Below are 20672 nucleotides of genomic sequence, written 5' to 3' on the forward strand. Positions count from 1 at the left end.
CGTGTGAAAGCGTTACCTACATGAAACAGCGAAGAGTCTATAATGTGACCTCATCCCCCGAAGAAGAACGACAAAAACCCTCATTGATTTCCAGACAAAAGATCGTCCAGTATCCTCTTCACCAGGGCCGGAGCGGCGGCAGGTACTTCCCGATCTCACGGCGCAGCATAGACAGGTACCCTTGATTCTTCGATCGCCTTCAAAAAATAGGGATTTTTGAGGGGCGCCATCTCCACCAGATCGACGGGGCGGACGAACAGCGCCTCGAGGTCCAGTGCGAGGTCAAGATAGGCATCAGCATGGTCAGCAGGCGGCATGGGCTCAAAGGCGACGATAAAATCGAGATCGCTCCTTTCGGGGTCGAAATTCTCCCCGGCCGCCGAGCCGAAGAGTTCAAGGGTTTTTACCCGGTGACGCCGGCAAATCTCAACGATCTCCGACATTTTCTCTGCGATGATCCGGTGCATTCCCTATTCTTCCCTCCTCTGGTACGATGGAGTGGTACGGGCAGGGAGATATGGTTTTTCCCTCCCATGGTCCACCCGCGACCCTTCATGATGAGATCGCAAAAGGCACCCTGCACGATATCGGCACAAAGGTGTCGCAGTGGAATTGCATCCCAAAGGATTCGCTTCGTGCCTCGATCAAATCCTCTCTTCGCCTCTTTTCGCCCCTAGAGCGTGAGTCCACACAGAGACGACGGGCAGGTTTCGCACAGGAACCGGCGAGGTCATCCCCCGGCACCATGCAAAAACAGAATCACAACACAAACGCGGCCAGGATCAGCGCCGCGGGAAAATTACAAGAAAAAAAGGGGGATTAGTTCCTGCGCATGACCAGGAACGCAACAGCGCCGAGGCCGATCAGGGAGATCAGCGCGCCAAAGCCGGGCTGAGAGACCGGGGTGGTCGCCGGAGCGGTGGTCGCCGGGACGGTGGTCGCCGGAGCGGTGGTCACGGGTGCAGTGGTCGCGGGGACGGTGGTGGCGACGCCCTCGAGCACGTTGAAGGTGGTGCTCGTGGTCACGTCGGCATCGATCGACTCGACCTTAACAGAGTACTGGTCTGCCTTGAAGCTGGAGGCGTCAACGGCGAAGGACCAGGTGTTGTAGTCGGTGCCCTCAGCGACAACCACGGTACCGGAGGAGCCGGAGAACGAGGTCGCCTGGTCCTTGGTGGACGCGGCGAAGGACGCCGAGGTCACATCGACAATTAGGTCATTGCCGACCGCGAGGTTGGTGGTGCCGGTGATCGTGAACTTGTCGCCGACGGCCTTGTCGCCGATGGCGTCGATCCTGATCCAGGCCTCTTCAAGGGTGAAGGAAACCTTGCGGTAGGTGTCGTCACAGTTCGGCGAGTTGAGCGCCTCTACAACGGCGGTGGCGGCTTCAGAGGCAGCGAGGCTGCCGAGGTCGATGGCGTTGCCCTGCGCATCCGTGATCCGGAAGGGCTGGGAGGCGGTCGGGGACGGAATGACGTTGAAGATACCGTCGGTCATCGGGTGCTGGACCACGACGAAGTACTGGCCGGTGGCCAGGGCCTGGGTGTCGGCGCGCTCGAGGGTGTACTCGAAGGAGCCGTCGTCCTCAACGGTGGCGGTAGCGCCAAGGTTGCGGTAGTTCTTGCCGAAGATCCAGACACGGACCTGGTCGGGCTTGCCTTCCGCAACGCCGGTGATCTTCAGCTCGTCGCCCTTCGCGACAACGGCACCGATGTCGTTGAGCGAGAGGTAGGGCGCCTTGAAGACGACCGAGAAGGTCTGGTACTTCACGTCGGAGAGACGGTTCTTGCAGACGAAGGCACCGTTGCTGTCAACGTTGTTGCTGGTCGCGTAGATCGTGTAGGTACCGGCGTCAAGGATAGAGCCAGTGCCCGAGAGAGCCGCGGTGTCCCAGCGGTATTCCCAGGTGTCGTCGGACTCGACAGCGCGGACAACATAGTTGCCGGCAGAGGCGTCGCGGCTGAGGTTGTTCAGGGCAACACCATTCAGGTCGGTGCCGAGGTTCGGACCGGTCATGAAGAGGTAGACGTTGTCGCTGTCGGTGTTGGTGCCGGAGAGCTTGACTTCCTCACCGAGGTAGTAGGAGCCTGCGCCCTCGGCGGTGATGGTGACTTCGCCCTCTTCGACCTTGACCTTGACCTCATCGTACTTGGAGGCGTCGGCCGGGTCGACGATCTTGATCGTGAAGGTCTTGTCGTCGGTGGTGGCAGTGGTGCCGAACTCGACAGAGCGGGTGCCGCCGGCGGTGGTGTTGACAATGGCGCCGGTCGAGTTGACGATTACACCGCCGATCTTGGCACGCTCGTTGTTGGCGAGGGTGGCGGCGGCAGCGGGGCCAATCAAGGGCACAAAGGCGACGTTGGTGATGTTCACATCAGGCTGACCCGGCTTGATGGTCGGGTACTGGTTCGCCGCAGTGAGGCTGGCGTCCTTGATGTACAGGTAGTATCTCGTCTTGGAGTCACCGGTGATGGTCACGACGAAGGGGTTGTTCCTGACAACGTTCTCCTTGTTGGAGACGATGGAGATCTCCTTCGAAGCGACGGTGAAGCTCACGGAGTTCGAGTCGGTGGCGTAGTCGGCAAAGCCTTGGGGGGTGGCCCAGACGGCCTTTGCGGTGTAGGTGCCTGCCTCAAGCTGGCTGATGTCGATGTTGTTGAAGTAGGTCCGCGGGGCGTCCAGCCGGAGATCCATAAAGACCTGGGGAACACCTGTAGCGTTGTTGATCTGACGGATCGTACCGCCGCCGGGGGTGACGATCTCGACATTCACGGTAGCGACATCCGCACCGGTGAGGTAGGTACCGACCTCGGTGGCGTCGAACCGGAAGGCGATGACAGTGTTCTTGGTCACCGTCTTGCCGGCGATGGACGAGGTGACGTCATCCTGAAGAACTGCGTTGAAAGACACAGTCGGGTCACGGATGTAGATCTTGTGGGTAAGGTTCTGGACGTGGAAGTACGTGCCGTAGTTGCCCTGCATGTCGATCTGGGTCAGGTCGAACGCGGTTGCGTTGGCGACCGGGACCGAGAAGATCTGACCCTTGGTCGGGTCATCGTCGGTGTACTTAGCGAGCTGGTCGCCGTTCGCCACGAAGGCGGAGAGGTTGAGACCAGTTTCGTAGTCAAAGACGGTTCCGCCGTTCGCTACAACCCTTGCGGACGCCGGCATAACCAGCATCGCAGCGGCAAGGAGCAGCACTGCGGCGATAACCATCATCTTAGATGTACTCTTCATTCAATTCCTCCTTTAACGTAAACGTGGTGAGCAGACGAGCCCTCTTCGACAGATGTCGAATACGGATTCACCATGCCCAATACTCCGATTGCCGGAATATACGACATTATTAGTGTAACACTTAATATATCCTTTGTGGTTGTGCGGCCGGGAGGAGGGGCGTCAGACGGCGCATTCACCCTGAAATCCGATATCACCCGATAATATCCATTTTTTGAAAACGGAGGGACGGCAGCGCCGGACCATCTCCGAACATTTCTCGCGCCACCACACCAAACGGGCAAACACTCATCTATCGGGCCCGGCCAATTCTTCTCCATGAGAGTGATCAGGGCCCCCTCCCTCGGACGGGCGCACGAGCTGGTGGTGAAGATGATCCTGGAGAAGGGCTATGTGCTCGACACCGAGGACGGCGAGGCGACGGTGGAGTTCGAGGAGACGGCGATCACCGTCGAAGACCCGTTCGCCGAACCGATGGCGAGCGGACGCTCGCGCTTCGGGCGCCGGTTCCTCGACTCCTACGCCGACGCCCTCCTCCACGGCTCGGACTCGGTCTTCGAGTACGACTACCACGGCCGCCTCTTCGACTGGGGGCAGGGGCTCTGCGCCGAAGGCGCGGCAGTCCACGCCGACCAGATCGGGTACATCGTCAAAAAGCTGCGGGAGGCCCCGGAGAGCCGGCGGGCTGTTGCGATCACCTGGAACCCCCCGGTGGACGAGACCCTCCACGACTGCCCCTGCCTCCAGCTCGTCCAGTGCGTCGTGCGCGACGGCAAACTCCAGATGAAGGTGGTCTTCAGGAGCAACGACATGCTCAGCGCCGCCGGCGCAAACATGTTCGCCCTCGCCCACCTGCAGAAGGCGATCGCCGAAGAACTGGAGATCCCCTGCGGGGCCTACACCCACATCTCCCTGGTGCCGCACATCTATTACCGGCGGGACGTAAACGACATCCCCCCGTTCTGCAAAGAAGGCACCGAAATCGCTCCGATGCCCGAGGTCTGCCGGGCGTGCGGGCGGTGTGCGCGCTCGCGCCAGGTCTGACGCAATCCGTCACCCTTTTAACCCCGAAGAGCGAACAGATTAAGGCACACAGCCCGGTAGTGTAGCGGTCAATCATGGGGGACTCTGGATCCCCCGACAGCAGTTCGAATCTGCTCCGGGCTACTCTTTCTTTTCCGACAGACTGATGCCAGAGCAGCGGCCACATAATCATCATGGACCGGCCGTACAGGATCGGCGCGGGCGTGCGCATCGACGACGAAGAGACCTTTGCCGCCCTCGCCGCACGCTATCACGAAGGACGGATCGACCACATCCAGGTCCAGATCATCCCGGGGGACGAACGGTCGTTCCGGGATCATCTCGACCTGATCGCAGACGCCGGCGTGCAGGTCGTCATCCACGCCCCGCACCACGCCCACGGGGTCAACCCCTGCGCACCGACGGCCTATGACGATCGCTCCCCTGCAGAGATTGAAGCCTGGATCGAACTGGCCCTCGCACAGACGGCCGAAGCGGCCGACCAGACCGGCGCCGATACCATCGTCCTCCACACGGGCCGCTACCTCCCGGGCCGGCGGGACGAGGCCGAAGCGACCTTCGCCGCATTCCTCGACGACCACTTCGACCCCCGCTTCATCCTGGAAAACCTCCCCTCGATCTACGCCGACTACCCCCTCCTCGGCAACGAGGCAGGCGACCTCGCCGCCCTCGGCGGCGGGCAGATCCGCGGCTTCTGCCTGGACTTCCCCCACCTCTTCTGCACGGCAAACTATCTCTCCCGCCCTTTCGCCGACCTCCTGGCCCCCTTCGGCGCCCTCGAACTCAGGCTCTTCCACCTCTCCAACAGCAGGAGAGGCTCCATCACCGACGAGCACCTCCCCCTCGACCACCCTGACGGGGGGCTCGACTTCGGCGTGATCGTCCCCTTCATCGCCGCGCACCCGGCAATCGACGTCAGCCTCGAGTACAAAGAGAACGATCCCCGCGTCTACGACCGGCAGGTGGCCCTCTTCGACGCCCTCTTCAGGCGATGGAATGCCCCGGGCGCGGGCGCCCTATAAGATACCTGCGTTCCCGCCCGGCCCGAAAAAAAGAATCGGCCCTTCCCGGCCTCACGCCAGAAACGCCGCGAGCACGCCGGTCAGAAACACGCCGTCGAAGGTCCCGGCGCCCCCGATGCTCACCATTGGCGCCCCGAGTTCGCCGAGGCGGCGGAGGTTCAAGAGGTCGGCGCCGATGAGCGTCCCGAGCGTGCCCGAGATATAGGCGATCACCGGGGCGGCGATCACGGCGACCGTTGAGCCGCCGGCGAACCCGGAGAGGACGAGCGCCACGAGCAGGGCGGCCAGCGGCGGCACAAAAAAGGGCGTGGCGATCCCGAGGCCCGGCACCGGCCGCGCCACCCGGTTGGTGACCAGCGTCACGACCAGGGTGCCGACGAGCGCCAGGGCCAGGATCGTGTAGCCGCCCGAGAGGATCACCGACTCTGCGAGAAGGTAGAGCGAGATCAAGAGGGGGATCAGCGCCCCGCCCAGGTTGATCGCCACCGTCGTCTCCGGCGCCACCTCGGGGATGCGGTAGACCCAGCCGTAAAAGGGATTATAGGTCTTCTCCATCCGCACCGGCCCGCTCTGGACGGTGGTGAGCGGGATATTGACCAGGCTGCCAAAGAGCGTCAGGATCAGGATCAGAAGAACGGTCCACGGCTGAAAGCCGAGTTTCGCAAACGCTCCCCCGATGACGCTCAGGAACAGCAGCGGAATGAGAAATATGAGGACGGCGAAGAGAAACGCCATCATGATGAGGCTGAACGGGTTGAAGATGCATCTGCCCATGAAAAGGAGAGGGAGAGATCCTATTTGATGGCTTCGCAGACGATCGCCGCATGGTCCCGGTGATAGGGCTCAAGCCAGCGGGTCTCCCTGATAGCGAGCCCTCCGGCCGTGAGGGTGCGGACCGTCTCTTCGAGGACGTCCTGCGGGCTCTGCGTGACGTCGACGCTGCGCGTCTTGAGCATCAGCACGAGGGTGCCGCCCTTCCGCAGGAACGGAATGTTCCGCAGGGCGATCCCTGCCTGGTCGGGCTGCGCCACGTCCATGTAGAGCAGGTCCACCCCCTCCACGATCCCGGCGTAGCGCTCGGGCCGCCCGGCATCGGCCATGATCGGGACGATGTTCCTCCGCCTCCGGCAGACCTCCAGGAGGTCCTGCATCGGGCGCGGGGCGAACTCGACCGCATAGACCACCTCCACGTAGTCGGCCACGTGGGAGACGGTGGTGCCGTTCGCCGCCCCGAGGTAGAGCACCCGCATTTCGGGAGCGAGATCGGTCTCGCTCCCCAGCAGGGCGAGGGCGGCGAGCTTCGAGCGGCGCGGGTCCCAGACCCGGTAGCTCCCGATCATCCGCTCGCCGTAGACGCCTCCCTCCCCCGGGGAGACCAGCACGCCGCCGATCCTGATCATGCCGACACCCCGGCGGCATCGATGCGCGCCTGTGCCCGGTCGATGAATGCAGGGTCGAGCTCCCCGCGGTACAGGTCGATGCGTGCGGCAATCGCAAGCTTCGCCGCCAGCACCCGCGCCACCCGGCCCCGCACCTCTTTGCCCGCATTATGGACCCGCCGGTGCTGGAAGATCACGCCGTGCTTCGGAGACGGCGCCCCGCCGCGGATATGCGAGAACAGAGCCGTCCGCGCCCCGAGCACCTGGATCGTCCCGGCCGGCATCCTGGCCAGCGCCAGAAGACCGCCAGCCTCGGCCATCAGCCGCGCCGCCACCAGCCCGCCGACAAGCGCACTCGTATTGGGCATGACCTGATCAGCCCGGCGGGAGACCTCGCGCATCAGCCGCGTCCGCATCTCCCCGAGGCTCTCGATCTCAGCGCCGACCTGCCTGAGGGCCGGCGACGGGCTCCGCCGGATCCGCCCCGAAAGCGCCTTGCCCCCCTGCCGGTACTTTCTCGTGAACCCCGGGTCGAGGACGGCCTGCCAGTCGACGGCGCGTTCGAGCAGGAGGTTGACCACATGATCGGTCTCGTCGAGCGTCCTGACCATCTGCAGGAGCTCGACATCAGGACCCGAGAGCTCGGTCGCCACCTGCGCCCGCGCCAGCTCGATGCACGAGCGGCCGAGCAGGGCGATGTAGCCGGCCCGGTCCTCCACCACGCCGCAGGACTGCGCCAGCGTCCAGTCGGGCCGCTGGAGAGACGGCCCCAGCTCCTCAAGCCGGCGGGCAACCGCTGCAGGATCGGCCTCGACCGGCCGGCACCGGCCGTCCTCGATCTCCCCAAACCAGTAACGCTCCATCCTGCAGGTATAGGGGCTCAGGGAGCATTAACATATCAGGCGCGAAGCCCCATAACAACGGGAACTCACAATGATCCTCGAAGTTATTCTGTTTCTCGCAGGCATCGCCCTCCTTATCAAGGGCGCCGACCTCTTCGTCGGCGGCGGCAGCGGTCTTGCGGCGCGGTTCGGCGTCTCCCCGGCGATCATCGGCTTCACGGTGATCGCATTCGGCACCTCCCTTCCCGAATTCGTGGTGAGCGTCAACGCCGTCATCGCAAACGACACGGGAATCGCCCTTGGAAACGTCCTCGGGAGCAACATCGCAAATATCGCCCTCGTGCTCGCCCTCTGCGCCTTTATCAGACCGGCACTCGTCAGCGGCGGCATGGCAAACCTGCGCGAGACCGCCCTCATGCTGGCAGCGACCGGGGTCTTCTGCCTCTGCGCCCTGCGCGGCGTCCTCGACCTCCCGGCCGGGCTCGTGATGCTCGCCGCCTTTGCCGTGATCCTCTTCGTCATGACGCGGGGCGGCGGGGCGATCGCGGAGGGCGTGATCCCGAGCCACGGCCGCCGGGACATACTCCTCACTATCGGGGGGCTTGCCGCCGTCGTCATCGGTTCCCAGCTCGTCATCGACGGGGCGGTGGCGATCGCCGGGTTCTTCCAGATCCCCACCCTCGTCATCGGCCTCTCGATCGTGGCGGTCGGGACCTCCCTGCCTGAACTGGCGACCTCGCTCGTCGCCATCATGAAGGGGGAGGACGGGATCTCGGTCGGAAACCTGCTCGGGAGCAACATCTTCAACCTCCTCTTCGTGATGGGGATCGGGGCGCTGATCCGCCCGGTGCCGGTGGCAAACCTCACCGACACCCTGATCGTCGCCGCCTTCTCCGTGGCGGTGATCCCCCTCTTCCTGGGCAGCGACCGCTGGACGCGGATCTGGGCCGTCGGCCTGATGGCGGCCTATGCGGTGTACATCGCCTTCATCTTCGGGATGATCTAGAGGACCGGTATCCCCAGGGAGGAGAGGATCACCGGCACCATGATCGCCCCCATGCAGGAGACGCGCCTGACCTCGACGAGCGCCGGGACGCGGCCGAGCAGGGTCGCCGCGGCGAGGATGAAGAGCCCGAACGGGCCGCAGAGGACAAACGAGAGGAGGGTGACGAAGAGGATCACCGCAGCGTTCAGCGGCCCGAGGGGGACGCGGGCAAAGAGCCCGGCCGTCCCGGAGAAGAGCATGGTGACGCCGAAGGCAACGGCCGCCGAGAGGACGGCGGCGAAGAGAAGGAACGAGAACGGCGGAAGATCGAGGGTGCCAAGGGCGACCATCACCCCGTTGCGCATCCGCCCCAGGGCGTACAGGGCAGCGAGGCCGAGAAAGGCGTTCGCCGTGTTTGCGGCGCTGGTGGCAAGGATGAACCCGGCGCGGTCGTCGCCGTAGTCGATCGCCGAGGCGAGGACGGCGTTTGCGGTGGCACTGGAGAGCCCGGGCAGCCACCCGACAATGGCGCCGGCGACCGAGCCCGCACACGAGCAGCGGACGAACGCCCGCGTCAGGGGGACGGCGCCTCCCTTCTTCTGCGGGGGCATCGCACCGCCCGAGGCCGAGAGGAGGACGGCGACGCCGAAGAGCCCGGAGAGGAGGGGCATGAGCACGGCGTCGCCGCCGTTCCAGGCGAGGAAGGCGTACCTGAAAGTGAAGAGGCCGAGGAGCCCGGAGACGAGAAAGACCCCGGCGGCCCATTCCGGCGACTCCGAGAAGACGACGAGGTAGCAGGCGACCGCAAGGAGGAGGAGGCCGATCCCCCAGTCGATCGCGGGCTGGAGTGCGGGGAGGAGGACGAGAAAGAGGAGGCAGAAGGGGAGCGCCCACACGACGGCGCTGGCGCTGCCGAAGGCCGAGATCCGCACCGCTTCGGCGCCCCGCCCCTCAAGGCAGAGGGCGTGCGCCGGCAGGACCATCACTGCCGTGTCGGCATCGGGCACGCCGAGAAAGGTGGAGGGGACGCAGTCCAGGAAGGTGTGGGTGATCAGGGCCGCCACCAGCGCCGCGGCGAGCACCGGGGTGCCGAGGATCCCGACCAGGAGGGGGGCGACCGAGAGGAGGAGGCCGGCCATCGTGTTGGCGTGCACCCCTGGCACGAGCCCGCTGACGATCCCGAGGGCGACGCCTGCAAGCGTGCCGACGATGAGGGGGACGATCACACGGGAAGATCGGCCCGGCCCGATATATATCCTGCGCAATCGATCCGGGGGAAACCGTGATATCCCTCCCGCACCGAACATTCCAGCAATGTTGATTGCGATCACCCGCCTGGCAGAGAAGGCGGGGAACGACGCCGATGTCTGCGCCCGCTTCGGCCATACCTGCTATACGGTCTCGCCCCTCAGGGCCGACCTCCGCGAAGAGGCCGTCGGCCGGTTTGTAGAGGACGCAAACGCCGGGGTCTTCGACGGCATCTTTTTCACGAGCGCCCTGCCCGCGGCGGTCGTCGCCCCGCGCCTTCACCTCCCGCGTCCGACCCGGATCGTCGCCATCGGGCCGCAAACGGCCAGGACCCTCGAAGAGAGCGGCCTTGAGCCCGAGACCCTGCCCACCTATTACTCGGCTGATTTCGCCCCGCACATGGGGGCATGGCTGCAGGGCAAACGGGTCGGGATCCCGCGAGCGGCGGTGCCGAACCCGGGCCTGATGCAGGCGATCGCGGACGCCGGAGGAGAGGCCTGCGAGTACCAGGTCTACGACCTGGTGCCCTCGGGCGAGGCCCTCGATACCGGCCGCGCCGACGCCGTGCTCTTCACCAGCGCCTCGTCGTTTACCACGGCGCGGTGGGAGCGGCGGGAGGGGCAGATCGTTGTCGCCATCGGGAGGGTGACGGCGCAGGCGATGGAGACGGCGGGCGTCGTCCCTGACGTGGTCGGGGACGGCTCTCTTGCCGGGACGCTTGCGGCCCTGGACCTCAGGGGCGGGAAGAGAGCGACGACCGAACACCTGCCAGGCGTGCCGCAGGCCGGGCTTGTCGTGGTGGACAAACCGCGTGGGCCGTCGAGCCACCAGGTCGCCGCATGGGTGGGCAAGATGCTCGGGGTGCAGGTCGGGCATGCCGGGACCCTGGACCCGCAGGTCTCAGGGGTGCTCGTGGTGATGTTCGGCCCCGCGGTGCGCCTCGCCCCGGTGCTGCTCCGGGAGCAGAAGGAGTACGTCTGCGCCATGCGCATCCACGGCGATGCCGACCGTGCAGAGATCGAGGAGACCGCCCGGGAGTTTGTCGGCCGGATCTACCAGCGCCCGCCCAGGCAGAGCGCCGTGAAGCGGTCGCTGCGGATCAGGAAGATCCACGACCTCGAGGTGCTCGACGTCGACGGGCGGGTCGTGCTCTTCAGGGTGGTCTGCGACGCGGGCACCTATATCAGGTCGCTCTGCCACCACCTCGGCCTCGCCCTCGGGACCGGCGCCCATATGCAGGAACTGAGGCGGACGAGGTCGGGCCTGTTCACCGAGGATACGGCCCTGACGCTCCACGCGATCAGGGACGCCTGCGTCGCCGCGGCGGCGGGCGATGAGACGGCCCTCAGCAGGATCATCCTCCCACCGGTGCTGGGCGTCGGCGAGATGCCCAGGATCGTGGTGCGCGACACGGCGATCGACGCCATCTGCCACGGAGCAAAACTCGCCGGGGTCGGCGTGCTCTCGAAGACGAAGTACCGCAAAGGGGACCTCGTGGCAGTGATCTCAGAGAGGGACGAACTGGTCTGCCTGGGCGAGGCGCTCGTCGATGCAGAGGCCTACAAACCCGGCGATACCGGGCTGGTGCTCGCGCCGAAGGCCGTGATGATGGCGGCTGGCACCTACCCGCGGGGCTGGACGAAGAAGGCCGGCCAGAAAAAAGCGTGAGGGCCCGGCCCGCCCGCACTCCCACCGGCAGGGGGCCGGCCGGCACGGCCGCGGGGATAGGCTTAAAAAAAGGTGAAGCGAATAGTTAAAGGCGCAGTGCTGAGGTAGTCTAGTGGTATGGCGCGGGCCTGGAAAGCCCGTGGGGCGTTGAGCCCCTCGGGAGTTCAAATCTCCCCCTCAGCGTTTTGAAATCACGTTCAATTCTTCTGTTCATGATACTCTTCTGATCCCTTCCTGTGATTCGGCTCCTATCCAGATCGGCAGACCTCTCTCTGCCGCCCTGACCATCGAGCACTCCGGTCTCGCGCGACGCCTTCGAACGGCGTTGGCAGCACCCGGACACCGGACTTCGCGGCTTCGCCTCTTTTCGCGTGAGGTTCTATCGCCCACCGTGCACAACGCTCACGCGAAGATACGCGAAGGGAAGCCGAGGGGTTGATCTCCTGATGGCCGCCTCAACCATTCAAGCGAAGTGCTGAGCCCGGATCCTCCCCGCATCCACACCCCTGAAAAATAAAAATGGGCCCCGAATCGCAATTTAAAACCCGTATAACTGCGAATATTCCCGCAGCCATGGGATCCTATATCTCTGCACGCCGCCCATCCCTGAGCATGCGACCACGAAGATACACCCCGACCCTCGCGGCGACGGCCGTCGTCCTCGCCGCCTGCCTCCTTGCCGCCGGCTGCACCGGGCAGGCTCCAGGAGGGGAGGACAACGCCACCGCTCCGACGGCCGTACTGGACGGCACGGCCTGGAACCTCCTCTCATACGAACAGGACGGTTCGATGAAGAGCACCCTCGAGGGAACGATGGTCACCCTGGCCTTCACCGACAACACCACCCTCTCGGGCTCGGCCGGGTGCAACCACTACTCCGCCCGGTACACGGAAACGGGCACGGCGATTGCCATCGGCCCGGCCGTCTCGACGCTGATGTATTGTGAGACACCCGGCGTGATGGAGCAGGAGACGGCGTACCTCAAACTCCTCGGCACAGCGGCTTCCTTTGCGGTCGAGGGCGACACGCTGACCCTCAGCGACATAAACCGCACCGTCATCCTCGTCTTCGAAAAGGCCACACCGTCCGGGCCAGCACCCCTCATCGGGACAACCTGGACCCTTGAATCTCTCTACAGCGGCGACACCGTCAGTTCGGTCGTCGCAGGCTCAATGATCACCGCCATCTTCGGGGAAGACGGGAGTCTCACCGGTTCGGCCGGGTGCAACCGCTACTTCGCCACCTGCACCCTCTCGGGCGCCTCGCTCTCGATCGGCCAGATCGGGTCGACGAAGATGCATTGCACCGCGGAAGGGATCATGGAGCAGGAGACCACGTACCTCAACCTCCTCGGGGACGTGAAGAGGTACGCCATCGAAGGTGACCGGCTCGACCTCCTCGATGAGAGCGGTGTCCGGGCCCTCACCTTCAGGGCAGAGGCCTGAGCGTTATGCCGGAATCCGGTTTAAGGGGAGGCATATTCCCCCGCCGTATCGGAACGGAGCTCATTCCAGGTGTCGCCATACCTGGCCGGGGACCAGGATCTCAAACCTGGCCCCCTTCCCGCTGTATTGAGCGGAGGCGAGAACAGAGGGGCACCAGGGAGCGGGCGCTCGCCGCCGGGATGGTGACGCCCGGCGAGTGGGAGCGCGGCATCGCGGCCCTCAGGAGAACGGAAGAGGAGGACGGGACCTTCACCTACACCTTTTTCAGGGCCGTTGCAGGGGATGGCGAGGAGCCTCCGGGGATCTCCGCCGGTTAAGGAAGACCACTTCTCCCAGCTCGCTTATCAACCCCTGCGGCCCATCCACCGCCATGCACCGGATCATCGACTGGAACGAACTCTGGAAGGCGGTCTATGCCGCCGCACCCCGCAGGAAAGGGAAAGATCGCGACCCCGGCGCCGCATGGGACAAAAAAGCGGCCGCCTATGAACAGGCGGTGAACGACGAGGCGGCGATCGCGGCGCAGGAGGTCGGGATGATGGCCCTCCTCCCGGGCGACCGGGTGCTCGACATGGGTGCGGGAACCGGCCGCCTCGCCGTCCCGATGGCAGAGGTCGCCGCCCACGTGACCGCCCTCGACCCGTCTGAGCGGATGCTTGAGAAGCTCGCGGCCGGCATGGCGGCAAAAGGGCTCACGAACTACTCGTGCATCAGGATGCGGTGGGAAGAGGCGGCGATCGGAGAGAACGTCGAGGAGCACGACGTCGTGGTCGCCGCATACTCCCTGGGCTTTTACGACCTCGGGGCGGCGCTGGAGAAGATCGACGCCACCGCCAGCCGCTCTGTCTGCCTCTTCTGGCACGCGGGAGAGTGGCGCACCCCGGCGGAGATCGCCCTCAGGCAGGCGGTGTTCGGCGGGGAGGGGGAGGACGCGGGCTACCCTGACTACTCCTATATCATAAACATCCTCCACGACAGGGAGATCTACGCCGACGTGACGGTCTACGACGTCGTGCTGACAAACCGGTACGCCTCGCCCGAAGAGGCTGCAGAGGGATGGGCGACGCTCCACGAGGCCCCGAAGGAGAGCCTCGGGACGATCACCGAACATTTCGCCGCAATGCTCGAGCCCGACGGCGCCGGGGGGTATCTCCACCGGAAACGGCGGCGGCAGGCGATGATACGCTGGGAAAAGAGGTGAGGGGGAGAACGGCCTTATGCCGATGTGTCTTCACGGATCTGCACCCCGGTGATCCCCTCCTCCTCGAGGGAGGAGAGGATCGCAAGGAGAAACGAGGAGAGGATCTCGTCCCGGTGATCGATCCGCTGGATCCAGAACCCGATGCTCAGGGTCAGGGTGTCGGGGCCGGCGCCCGAGACCAGCACCTTCGGGCTGAGAAGCGAGAGATCGACCGTTTCCGCATACAACCGGCGCATCGAGGGGAGCTGGAGCAGGGAATCGAAGAGACTTTTCTGCTCGCCCCAGACATTCGGGAGGATCTCGGGCTCGCGGTCTGCGGCGGCGAGCACCAGAGCGCTCACACGCTCCACCGGAATGGTGCGCGGCATAATGAAGGCAAGGCGCACCCTGATGAACCCTGAGCGCGTGTAATTGACGATCTTCGTGTTGAGCAGGGCGGAATTCGGCATCGTCACCAGCCTCCCATTCTGGCCGCGCAGGGTCGTCGTTGTCAGGGCGATGTCCTTGACCCTGACGATGCCGGTCTCAGGCGCCCCGCCGACGGCGATCCACTCTTCGAGCCGGATTGGACGGTTCACGGCAATGAGCAGCCCGGCCAGGACGTTCTGAATGATCTGGGCCGAGGAAAAGGCGACGACGATGCTGAGGATCCCCAGGCTTGCCGAGAAGGCGGTCAGATCAAAATCGAGGATGACGAGGGCACTGAAATAGATCCCGGTGAAAATAACGGCATACTGGACCAGGGCAGCGGAAAACCTGGCGCTTCCGCGCGGGAGTACGGGGTCCAGGGCCCGCCTGACCAGGGCGTAACAGAGGTTTCCGGCAAAGATGAATACAAAAAAGAGGAGGATGAAGATGAGAACGTTCTCCAGGGGGACGCCGCCGATCATCACGCCGTTGTCTGCCATCGGATCGGTGTCGCCACAGATACTCATAAACCATTCCCCGTCCACCGGAGTACTGTGCTACCCGAAAGGATCCGCGAACTGATCAGGGCAGACCTCCCCTCGCTGCTCGCCCTGTACAGAGACCTCCACACCCACCCCGAGATCTCGGGCGAAGAGGCTGAAACGGCAGGGAAGCTCGCTGCCGCCCTTTCTGCCGCAGGGTGCAGGGTGACCGGCGGGATCGGTGGCCACGGCATCGTCGGCGTGCTCGAAAACGGCGCCGGCCCGGTGGTGATGCTCAGGGCCGACATGGACGCCCTCCCGGTCGCCGAGGAGACCGGCCTCCCGTACGCAAGCCAGCGCCCGGGCGTCATGCACGCCTGCGGTCACGACGTCCACATGACCGCCCTCGTCGGGGCCGCCCGCCTCCTCGCCGCCACAAAAGAGCGCTGGCGCGGGACGGTGCTCTTCGTCGGCCAGCCGGCAGAGGAGATCGCGGCCGGGGCGCGCCTGATGATCGCCGACGGCCTCTTCTCCCGGTTCCCGCGACCCGACTACGCCGTCGCCGTCCACGTCGGCCCTGACCTCCCGGTCGGGACGGTCGGGAGCAGGGGCGGCATCCTCTCGGCAGGAGGGGAGTCTATTGACCTGGTCGTCAGGGGTATCGGTGGGCATGCCGCCCACCCGGACCGGGCCCGCGACCCGATCCTCCTGGCCGCCCAGACCGTGCTCGCCCTGCAGGCGATCAGGAGCCGCGAGATCGATCCGAACGAGTTTTTCATCCTCTCGACCGGGGCGATCCACGGCGGGAGAAAACACAACGCCATCCCGGACGAGGTCGTGCTGAAGATGAGCATGCGCTACCACACCCGGACCGTCCAGGAACAGGGCCTCGCCGCCATCAGGCGGATCGCCGAGGGGACCGCCGTCGCCGCCGGGATCCCTCCGGCCCTGATGCCCACGGTCAGCGTGATCGGCGAATCGGCCCCGCCCCTGTACACCGACGCCGCACTGACCAAAGGGTGCGCCGCGGCGATCAGGGCATGCCTGGGAGCGGAGAGCACGGTCGAGATCCCGCCCCTCTCAGGGAGCGAGGACTTTGCGGTCTTCGGAGAGGAGGGCATACCGCTCGCCTACTTCAGGATCGGAACAAAAGAGGAGGGCGACGGCGGGGCATACCTCCACTCCTCCCGTTTCGCCCCCCGGCCCGAGGCCGCCGTCGAGACCGGGGCGATCGTCCTCGCCGTCGCCGCCATCGCATGCTCTCCGCCTGAGTGAGGAAAGAGCGATGGATGCCTGGGTCTTTTCAAGCGTGCTCCTCCCCCTCTTCATCTTCTTCGCGAGGATCGCCGATGTGACCCTCGGGACGATGCGGATCATCCTGGTGAACAGGGGGATGAAATATGCCGCCCCGGCGCTCGGCTTCTTCGAGATCCTGATCTGGCTCCTTGCAATCGGCCAGATCTTCTCGAACGTCACAAACTATGTCAATTATATCGCCTACGCCTCTGGTTTTGCGGCCGGCAACTACATCGGCATCCTGGTCGAGGAGAAGATCGCCATGGGCCTGGCCGTCGTGCGGATCATCACCCAGCGGGACGCCACATCGCTCATCGGGACGCTCAGGAGTTCCGGCTATGGCGTGACCGTCATGGACGCCCAGGGCATGGCCGGGCCCGGCAAGGTGATCTTCACCGTCGTGCGGCGGAAAACGGTCCCTGACGTGGTCAGAAAGGTGCACGAGATCTCCCCGAAGGCCTTTTACTCGGTGGAAGACGTCCGTCATGCGGCCGAAGGGACGTTCCCGCAGGCGATGTACCAGCGGCGCGATATCCGTCTCCTCAGGTACTTCCGCAAGGGGAAATAGGTGCTCAGGCGAATACGCCTGCAGCGGCGAGGGCGGCGACCAGGATAAAGGCGATGAGAGCGGCGAGGTTCAGTTCTGCGGCACGGATGATCTCTCGCCGGTCGGCCGGGGGGTGAAGGAGAGGGATGGCCCCGGCGATCACCGGCAGTAACGAGGCCGCCAGCACCTGAGGGGGAGCGCTCCAGGCGGCCGGAAGGAGAAGAGATATAGCGGCGGCGGCGAGAAACATCGCCAGAAACGCATTTCTTCTGCCATATCTCACGACAAGATTCTCTTTTCCGGCAGCACGATCGCCCTCGCAGTCAGGCATCTCCACGCTCAGGATGAAAAAAAGCCCGGCGAAAAGAAGTGGGAGGATGAAAAGGGCGAAGGAGAGGTCTAACCGGCCGCCTGCCGCAAGATAACCGGCGCCCGGCATGAAAAAACCGAAGGTGAGCATGGTCGCCGCCTCGCCGAGACCGCGGTATGCGAGGGCGAGGGGCGGGGCGGTATAGTACCAGCCGACGAGGTTCCCGGCGAGGACGAAGGGGAGGAAATAGGGGGGCAGGGGGTAGAGGATCGCACAGAGAAGGGCGAGGGCGAGAGAGATGCCGATGAGCACGAGGGCGAGCAAACGGGCCGCCCCGGCGAGATCAGGCCGCGAGAGAAGGATGCCGCTCCCGCCCGATATGCGCGTGCGCATCCCCGGGCGGTCAGCCTGCCGGTCGAAGTAGTCGTTGCTCAGGCTGACCGAGACCTGCCCGGCGGCAAGGACGAGGTAGCAGAGGAGAAGACGGTCCGGCACTGCAAAGGGATCGCCTGCAGTATATGCGCCCAGGAGAAAGAGCAGCAGCCCACCGAGGAGAAACGGGAGGCGGCACAGCCTGAGCAGGGCGCAGAGTGTCCCGGTCTGCCGGGAAAGGCCGATCCCCCTCATACTCAGGAAGAGAGAGGCGGCCCTGATAAATCTGGCGGTCGGACCCGCGGAGAAACATCTATTACCGTTCAGCACACCCCTCCTCCTGAGCACCATGAACACCTTTGAACGGCCGCGGATCCTCTCGAGCAGGTGCATCGAATTCGATCACTGCCGCTGGAACGGAGACCGGATCACGAGCAACACGGTCAGCGCCCTGAAGGAGTATGCAGATTTCCTTCCGGTCTGCGCCGAAATGGAGATCGGCCTGGGCGTGCCGCGCGAACCGGTCAGGCTCGTGGACATGAACGGTTCGACGCGGCTGATCCAGCACGAGACCGGCCTCGACGTCACCGACCGCATGATCGCCTTCGCGGACAGCACCCTCGACGCTGCCGGGGATCTCGACGGCTTCATCTTAAAATCGCGCTCGCCGTCCTGCGGGATAAAAGACGTAAAGGTTTATCGCGGCGCAGAATCCGGAGACACCGCCAGAAAGGAGGCCGGGATATTTGCGGCCAGGGTGATGGAGCGCTTTCCCGGCCTGCCGGTCGAGGACGAGGGACGGCTCAGGAACAGACGGATCAAAGAGCACTTCTTCACCCGCATCTTCGCCGGCGCCTTGTTCAGGCAGGTCAGGGCCTCGGGAAAGATGCACGAACTCGCAGCGTTTCATCAGAGAAACAAGTTTCTCCTGATGGCCTACAGCCAGAAAGAACTGCAGGAACTCGGCAGGATCGTTGCAAACCATGAAAAACACGGCTTCAACGAGGTCGCGGACGCCTACGGGGCGCACTTCTCCAGGGCGCTTGCACGGGCGCCGCCCTACACCGCCACGATCAACGTCCTGATGCACGCCCTCGGCTATTTCAAGGACAGCCTCTCGCACGAAGAAAAGGCGTTCTTCCTCGAAAACCTCCACCGCTACCGCGAGGACCGCTCGACCGTCTGCCCGAACCTCGCCGTCTTCCGCTCGTGGATCGTCCGCTTCGGCAACGATTACCTTGCGAACCAGACATTCTTCAATCCGTTCCCGCCCGACCTCGTAGAAGTGGCGCGGGACCTCTCCCACAAGGAGAGGGACTACTGGGCCGAGAAGTGAGGAAAGGAGATACCTTTATGCAACCTCCGCACCCTGACAGAACAGGATGAACGCACAGGTCCTGGCACTCCTCTGCCTCGCCCTCGTCGGCGCCGCCGGCATCGCCGCCTGCTGCACCGCCACGCCAGACGGCAGCCTCCCGACGGCAGTCACCTTCAGGGGCGAGGTGGTCCACACCGGCGGCGATCCTGATGAACTCGTCGTCAGGTACTATCCGAACAGCACCGAACCGTCTGATTATACGGTCACCTTCGAGATGAGAAGAGGCGGTACGACCGAGGAGGCCGTCGCCGGCAGGCTCTACACGAACATCTCGGCAGAACGGCCGATCGAACTCCCGGCAGCGGCCGCCGAGCCCGGCGTCCCGGTGACGGTCAGCATCGCCATCTACGACCGCTGGGGGAGGAACGTGCACACCTCGACGACCACCCTCACGCCGGGGGAGCCCTGAGAGAAGGGGTATCGGAACAGGAGGCGTGCGCATTTTCCGCCGGCACCCGGAGGTATGTTTATCCCGTGGCCGCGACACCATAGCATGATGACCCCTGCGTCGTTCCCGGCGATCGCCTTCGTCCCCTTCTTCTCAACAGATATGATCATCATGCTCGGGCTCCTGATGGTCCCGGTCCTCCTCCTCTACCTCTATATCGTCGTCAGCGAAGAGGCGTTCGAACTCGCGGGATTGAAGGCGTGGGCGGCCCTCCTGATGACCCTGGGAGCGCTTGCCGGGAGTTTCATCGATATCCCGTTCATGACGATCGACGGCGTCACCCTCGCCGTGAACGCCGGGGGGTGCCTGATCCCGCTCATGATCTCGGCCGAACTCCTCGCCAGGGACCGGGTTGAAAAAGGGCCGGCCATCCTCGCCATCCTGCTGGTGGCGGCGATCTCGTATTACTTCTCGGTGCCGACGCCTGAAACGGGCATCCTGATGCCCTTCTACATCGCCCCGCTCGCAGGAGCGTTTGCCGGCATCCTCTTCACCAGGGCCGGGATCGCCGCGGCGGGCACGGCATACATCGGCGGGGCGATGGGCACCCTGCTGGGCGCGGACATCTTCCATCTCCTCACGCCGGGAACGGTCGCCCATATCGCCGGGGGAAAAGCAGCCGTCCTCTCCATCGGCGGGGCCGGAGTATTCGACGGCATCTTTCTCACCGGGATCTTCGCGGTCTTTTTAGCGGCGGTCGTCGCGCACAGGATACGGAATAACGAGGCAGACGGGAATAAGGCGCATTTAGGGAGAGATAAATAACGTATTTCCGCTCTTTGAGTGCATGGAAGAGACAGAAATCATCATTGAGATGAGAAGCAGCCGCGAATGGGGGCCCTTTGTCGTGCGCGGCATCGCCGCCCTCCTCGTCGGCACCGTCGTCCTCCTCTGGACCGGGCTCAGCCTCGAGATCTTAATGTACCTCTTCGGGGCGATGGCGCTCATCTACGGCGTCATGCTCGTCGTCTTCGGATCGACGCAGCCGGTCGGCAGGACGGGCACGACCCTCGCCATGCTCCTCGGTGTCCTCTCGGCCATCCTCGGCATCGCGGCGATCGTCTGGCCCTGGCTCATGGCGGCCGCCCTGGTCACCCTCCTTGCGGCCCTCTCGATCGTCATCGGCCTCTCTGACATCGCCCTTGCGATCTTTGCCGTGGAGGGAACCGGGAACCGCCTGCTCCTCGGGATCTCAGGGGCGCTCTCCGTCGTCATCGGCGGCATCTTCATGGCATTCCCGATCTTCGGCGGCCTGGTGTTTGTCGCCCTGTACCTCGGCGTGTTTGCGATCGCCTGCGGGATCATATCCATCATCACCGGGATCTCCCTGCGGGGAGAGAAGACCGGGGCCTGACACAC

21 protein-coding genes and 2 tRNA genes are annotated in these 20672 nt (G+C 64.6%); 15 read left to right on the forward strand and 8 right to left on the reverse strand.

The window, feature by feature from the left end:
* Positions 1 to 155: 155 nt before the first annotated feature.
* Together HWN36_RS04870 and HWN36_RS04875 are read right to left on the reverse strand one after the other, a co-directional pair.
* Entirely contained in the window at positions 156 to 467 is a 312-nt protein-coding gene (locus tag HWN36_RS04870; protein ID WP_176788330.1) for a nucleotidyltransferase family protein, read from the reverse strand.
* 352 nt (positions 468 to 819) lie between these two features.
* Positions 820 to 3237, reverse strand: coding sequence for an MEMAR_RS02690 family S-layer glycoprotein (locus HWN36_RS04875; protein WP_176788331.1), 2418 nt, complete (start codon positions 3235 to 3237; stop codon positions 820 to 822).
* 318 nt (positions 3238 to 3555) lie between these two features.
* On the opposite strand from HWN36_RS04875, the gene HWN36_RS04880 reads away from it, so the two are divergent.
* The 3 genes from HWN36_RS04880 (at position 3556) to HWN36_RS04890 (ending at position 5303) form a co-directional block, all read left to right on the forward strand.
* Complete coding sequence (locus HWN36_RS04880; protein WP_176788332.1) at positions 3556 to 4281, forward strand: thymidylate synthase; 726 nt, start codon at positions 3556 to 3558, stop codon at positions 4279 to 4281.
* 50 nt (positions 4282 to 4331) lie between these two features.
* A tRNA-Gln gene (locus HWN36_RS04885) sits at positions 4332 to 4404 on the forward strand.
* Positions 4405 to 4454: 50 nt separating this feature from the next.
* Positions 4455 to 5303, forward strand: a complete 849-nt coding sequence (locus HWN36_RS04890) for a TIM barrel protein (RefSeq protein WP_176788333.1) — start codon at positions 4455 to 4457, stop codon at positions 5301 to 5303.
* Positions 5304 to 5354: 51 nt separating this feature from the next.
* Here the strand turns inward: HWN36_RS04890 and HWN36_RS04895 are convergent, their stop codons facing one another.
* The 3 genes from HWN36_RS04895 to HWN36_RS04905 are packed head-to-tail and all read right to left on the reverse strand — an operon-like array spanning position 5355 to position 7545.
* Positions 5355 to 6077: a DUF1614 domain-containing protein gene (locus HWN36_RS04895; RefSeq protein WP_176788334.1), complete on the reverse strand. Its 723-nt coding sequence runs from the start codon at positions 6075 to 6077 to the stop codon at positions 5355 to 5357.
* Between the two features lie 20 nt (positions 6078 to 6097).
* A complete protein-coding gene (locus HWN36_RS04900; RefSeq protein ID WP_176788335.1) occupies positions 6098 to 6703 on the reverse strand; it encodes a fibrillarin-like rRNA/tRNA 2'-O-methyltransferase in 606 nt (201 codons plus the stop codon).
* A complete protein-coding gene (locus HWN36_RS04905) occupies positions 6700 to 7545 on the reverse strand; it encodes an NOP5/NOP56 family protein (RefSeq protein ID WP_176788336.1) in 846 nt (281 codons plus the stop codon). The genes HWN36_RS04900 and HWN36_RS04905 overlap by 4 nt, the downstream gene beginning before the upstream one ends.
* A gap of 70 nt (positions 7546 to 7615) precedes the next feature.
* Here HWN36_RS04905 and HWN36_RS04910 point away from each other — a divergent pair, with 70 nt between their 5' ends.
* Positions 7616 to 8530, forward strand: coding sequence for a calcium/sodium antiporter (locus HWN36_RS04910; protein WP_176788337.1), 915 nt, complete (start codon positions 7616 to 7618; stop codon positions 8528 to 8530).
* On the opposite strand, the gene HWN36_RS04915 is transcribed toward HWN36_RS04910, so the two are convergent.
* Entirely contained in the window at positions 8527 to 9735 is a 1209-nt protein-coding gene (locus tag HWN36_RS04915; RefSeq protein WP_176788338.1) for a tripartite tricarboxylate transporter permease, read from the reverse strand. The two genes, HWN36_RS04910 and HWN36_RS04915, sit on opposite strands and share 4 nt — an antisense overlap.
* An 88-nt stretch (positions 9736 to 9823) precedes the next feature.
* Here HWN36_RS04915 and HWN36_RS12250 point away from each other — a divergent pair, with 88 nt between their 5' ends.
* The 5 genes from HWN36_RS12250 to HWN36_RS04940 all read left to right on the forward strand — a co-directional run bounded on the left by HWN36_RS12250 (position 9824) and on the right by HWN36_RS04940 (position 14072).
* Entirely contained in the window at positions 9824 to 11425 is a 1602-nt protein-coding gene (locus HWN36_RS12250) for an RNA-guided pseudouridylation complex pseudouridine synthase subunit Cbf5 (protein ID WP_343044926.1), read from the forward strand.
* 98 nt (positions 11426 to 11523) lie between these two features.
* Positions 11524 to 11608 (forward strand) — tRNA-Ser (locus HWN36_RS04925).
* A gap of 429 nt (positions 11609 to 12037) precedes the next feature.
* Complete coding sequence (locus HWN36_RS04930) at positions 12038 to 12871, forward strand: META domain-containing protein (RefSeq protein WP_176788339.1); 834 nt, start codon at positions 12038 to 12040, stop codon at positions 12869 to 12871.
* 179 nt (positions 12872 to 13050) lie between these two features.
* Positions 13051 to 13188, forward strand: coding sequence for a hypothetical protein (locus HWN36_RS11795; protein WP_218133192.1), 138 nt, complete (start codon positions 13051 to 13053; stop codon positions 13186 to 13188).
* A gap of 53 nt (positions 13189 to 13241) precedes the next feature.
* Positions 13242 to 14072, forward strand: coding sequence for a class I SAM-dependent methyltransferase (locus tag HWN36_RS04940; protein WP_176788341.1), 831 nt, complete (start codon positions 13242 to 13244; stop codon positions 14070 to 14072).
* A gap of 14 nt (positions 14073 to 14086) precedes the next feature.
* On the opposite strand, the gene HWN36_RS04945 is transcribed toward HWN36_RS04940, so the two are convergent.
* Positions 14087 to 14980: a mechanosensitive ion channel family protein gene (locus HWN36_RS04945; protein ID WP_218133193.1), complete on the reverse strand. Its 894-nt coding sequence runs from the start codon at positions 14978 to 14980 to the stop codon at positions 14087 to 14089.
* 54 nt (positions 14981 to 15034) lie between these two features.
* Here HWN36_RS04945 and HWN36_RS04950 point away from each other — a divergent pair, with 54 nt between their 5' ends.
* Entirely contained in the window at positions 15035 to 16237 is a 1203-nt protein-coding gene (locus HWN36_RS04950; RefSeq protein ID WP_176788343.1) for an amidohydrolase, read from the forward strand.
* 10 nt (positions 16238 to 16247) lie between these two features.
* Complete coding sequence (locus HWN36_RS04955) at positions 16248 to 16826, forward strand: DUF2179 domain-containing protein (RefSeq protein WP_176788344.1); 579 nt, start codon at positions 16248 to 16250, stop codon at positions 16824 to 16826.
* Positions 16827 to 16830: 4 nt separating this feature from the next.
* Here HWN36_RS04955 and HWN36_RS04960 read toward each other — a convergent pair whose 3' ends face one another.
* Positions 16831 to 17742: a prenyltransferase gene (locus tag HWN36_RS04960; protein WP_176788345.1), complete on the reverse strand. Its 912-nt coding sequence runs from the start codon at positions 17740 to 17742 to the stop codon at positions 16831 to 16833.
* A 94-nt stretch (positions 17743 to 17836) separates the two neighbouring features.
* Between HWN36_RS04960 and HWN36_RS04965 the strand changes: the two genes are divergently transcribed.
* The 4 genes from HWN36_RS04965 to HWN36_RS04980 all read left to right on the forward strand — a co-directional run bounded on the left by HWN36_RS04965 (position 17837) and on the right by HWN36_RS04980 (position 20667).
* Positions 17837 to 18823: a YbgA family protein gene (locus HWN36_RS04965; protein WP_176788346.1), complete on the forward strand. Its 987-nt coding sequence runs from the start codon at positions 17837 to 17839 to the stop codon at positions 18821 to 18823.
* 46 nt (positions 18824 to 18869) lie between these two features.
* On the forward strand, positions 18870 to 19274 hold the full coding sequence (locus tag HWN36_RS04970; protein ID WP_176788347.1) for a hypothetical protein: 405 nt from the start codon (positions 18870 to 18872) through the stop codon (positions 19272 to 19274).
* 84 nt (positions 19275 to 19358) lie between these two features.
* Positions 19359 to 20078 carry a DUF1614 domain-containing protein gene (locus HWN36_RS04975; RefSeq protein ID WP_246269847.1) on the forward strand — a complete coding sequence of 240 codons (720 nt, stop codon included), beginning with the start codon at positions 19359 to 19361 and terminating at the stop codon, positions 20076 to 20078.
* Positions 20079 to 20100: 22 nt separating this feature from the next.
* On the forward strand, positions 20101 to 20667 hold the full coding sequence (locus HWN36_RS04980) for an HdeD family acid-resistance protein (protein WP_176788348.1): 567 nt from the start codon (positions 20101 to 20103) through the stop codon (positions 20665 to 20667).
* The last annotated feature ends 5 nt before the right edge of the window (positions 20668 to 20672 follow it).

Origin of the sequence: Methanofollis tationis (assembly GCF_013377755.1) — an archaeon.
Lineage (GTDB): Archaea > Halobacteriota > Methanomicrobia > Methanomicrobiales > Methanofollaceae > Methanofollis > Methanofollis tationis.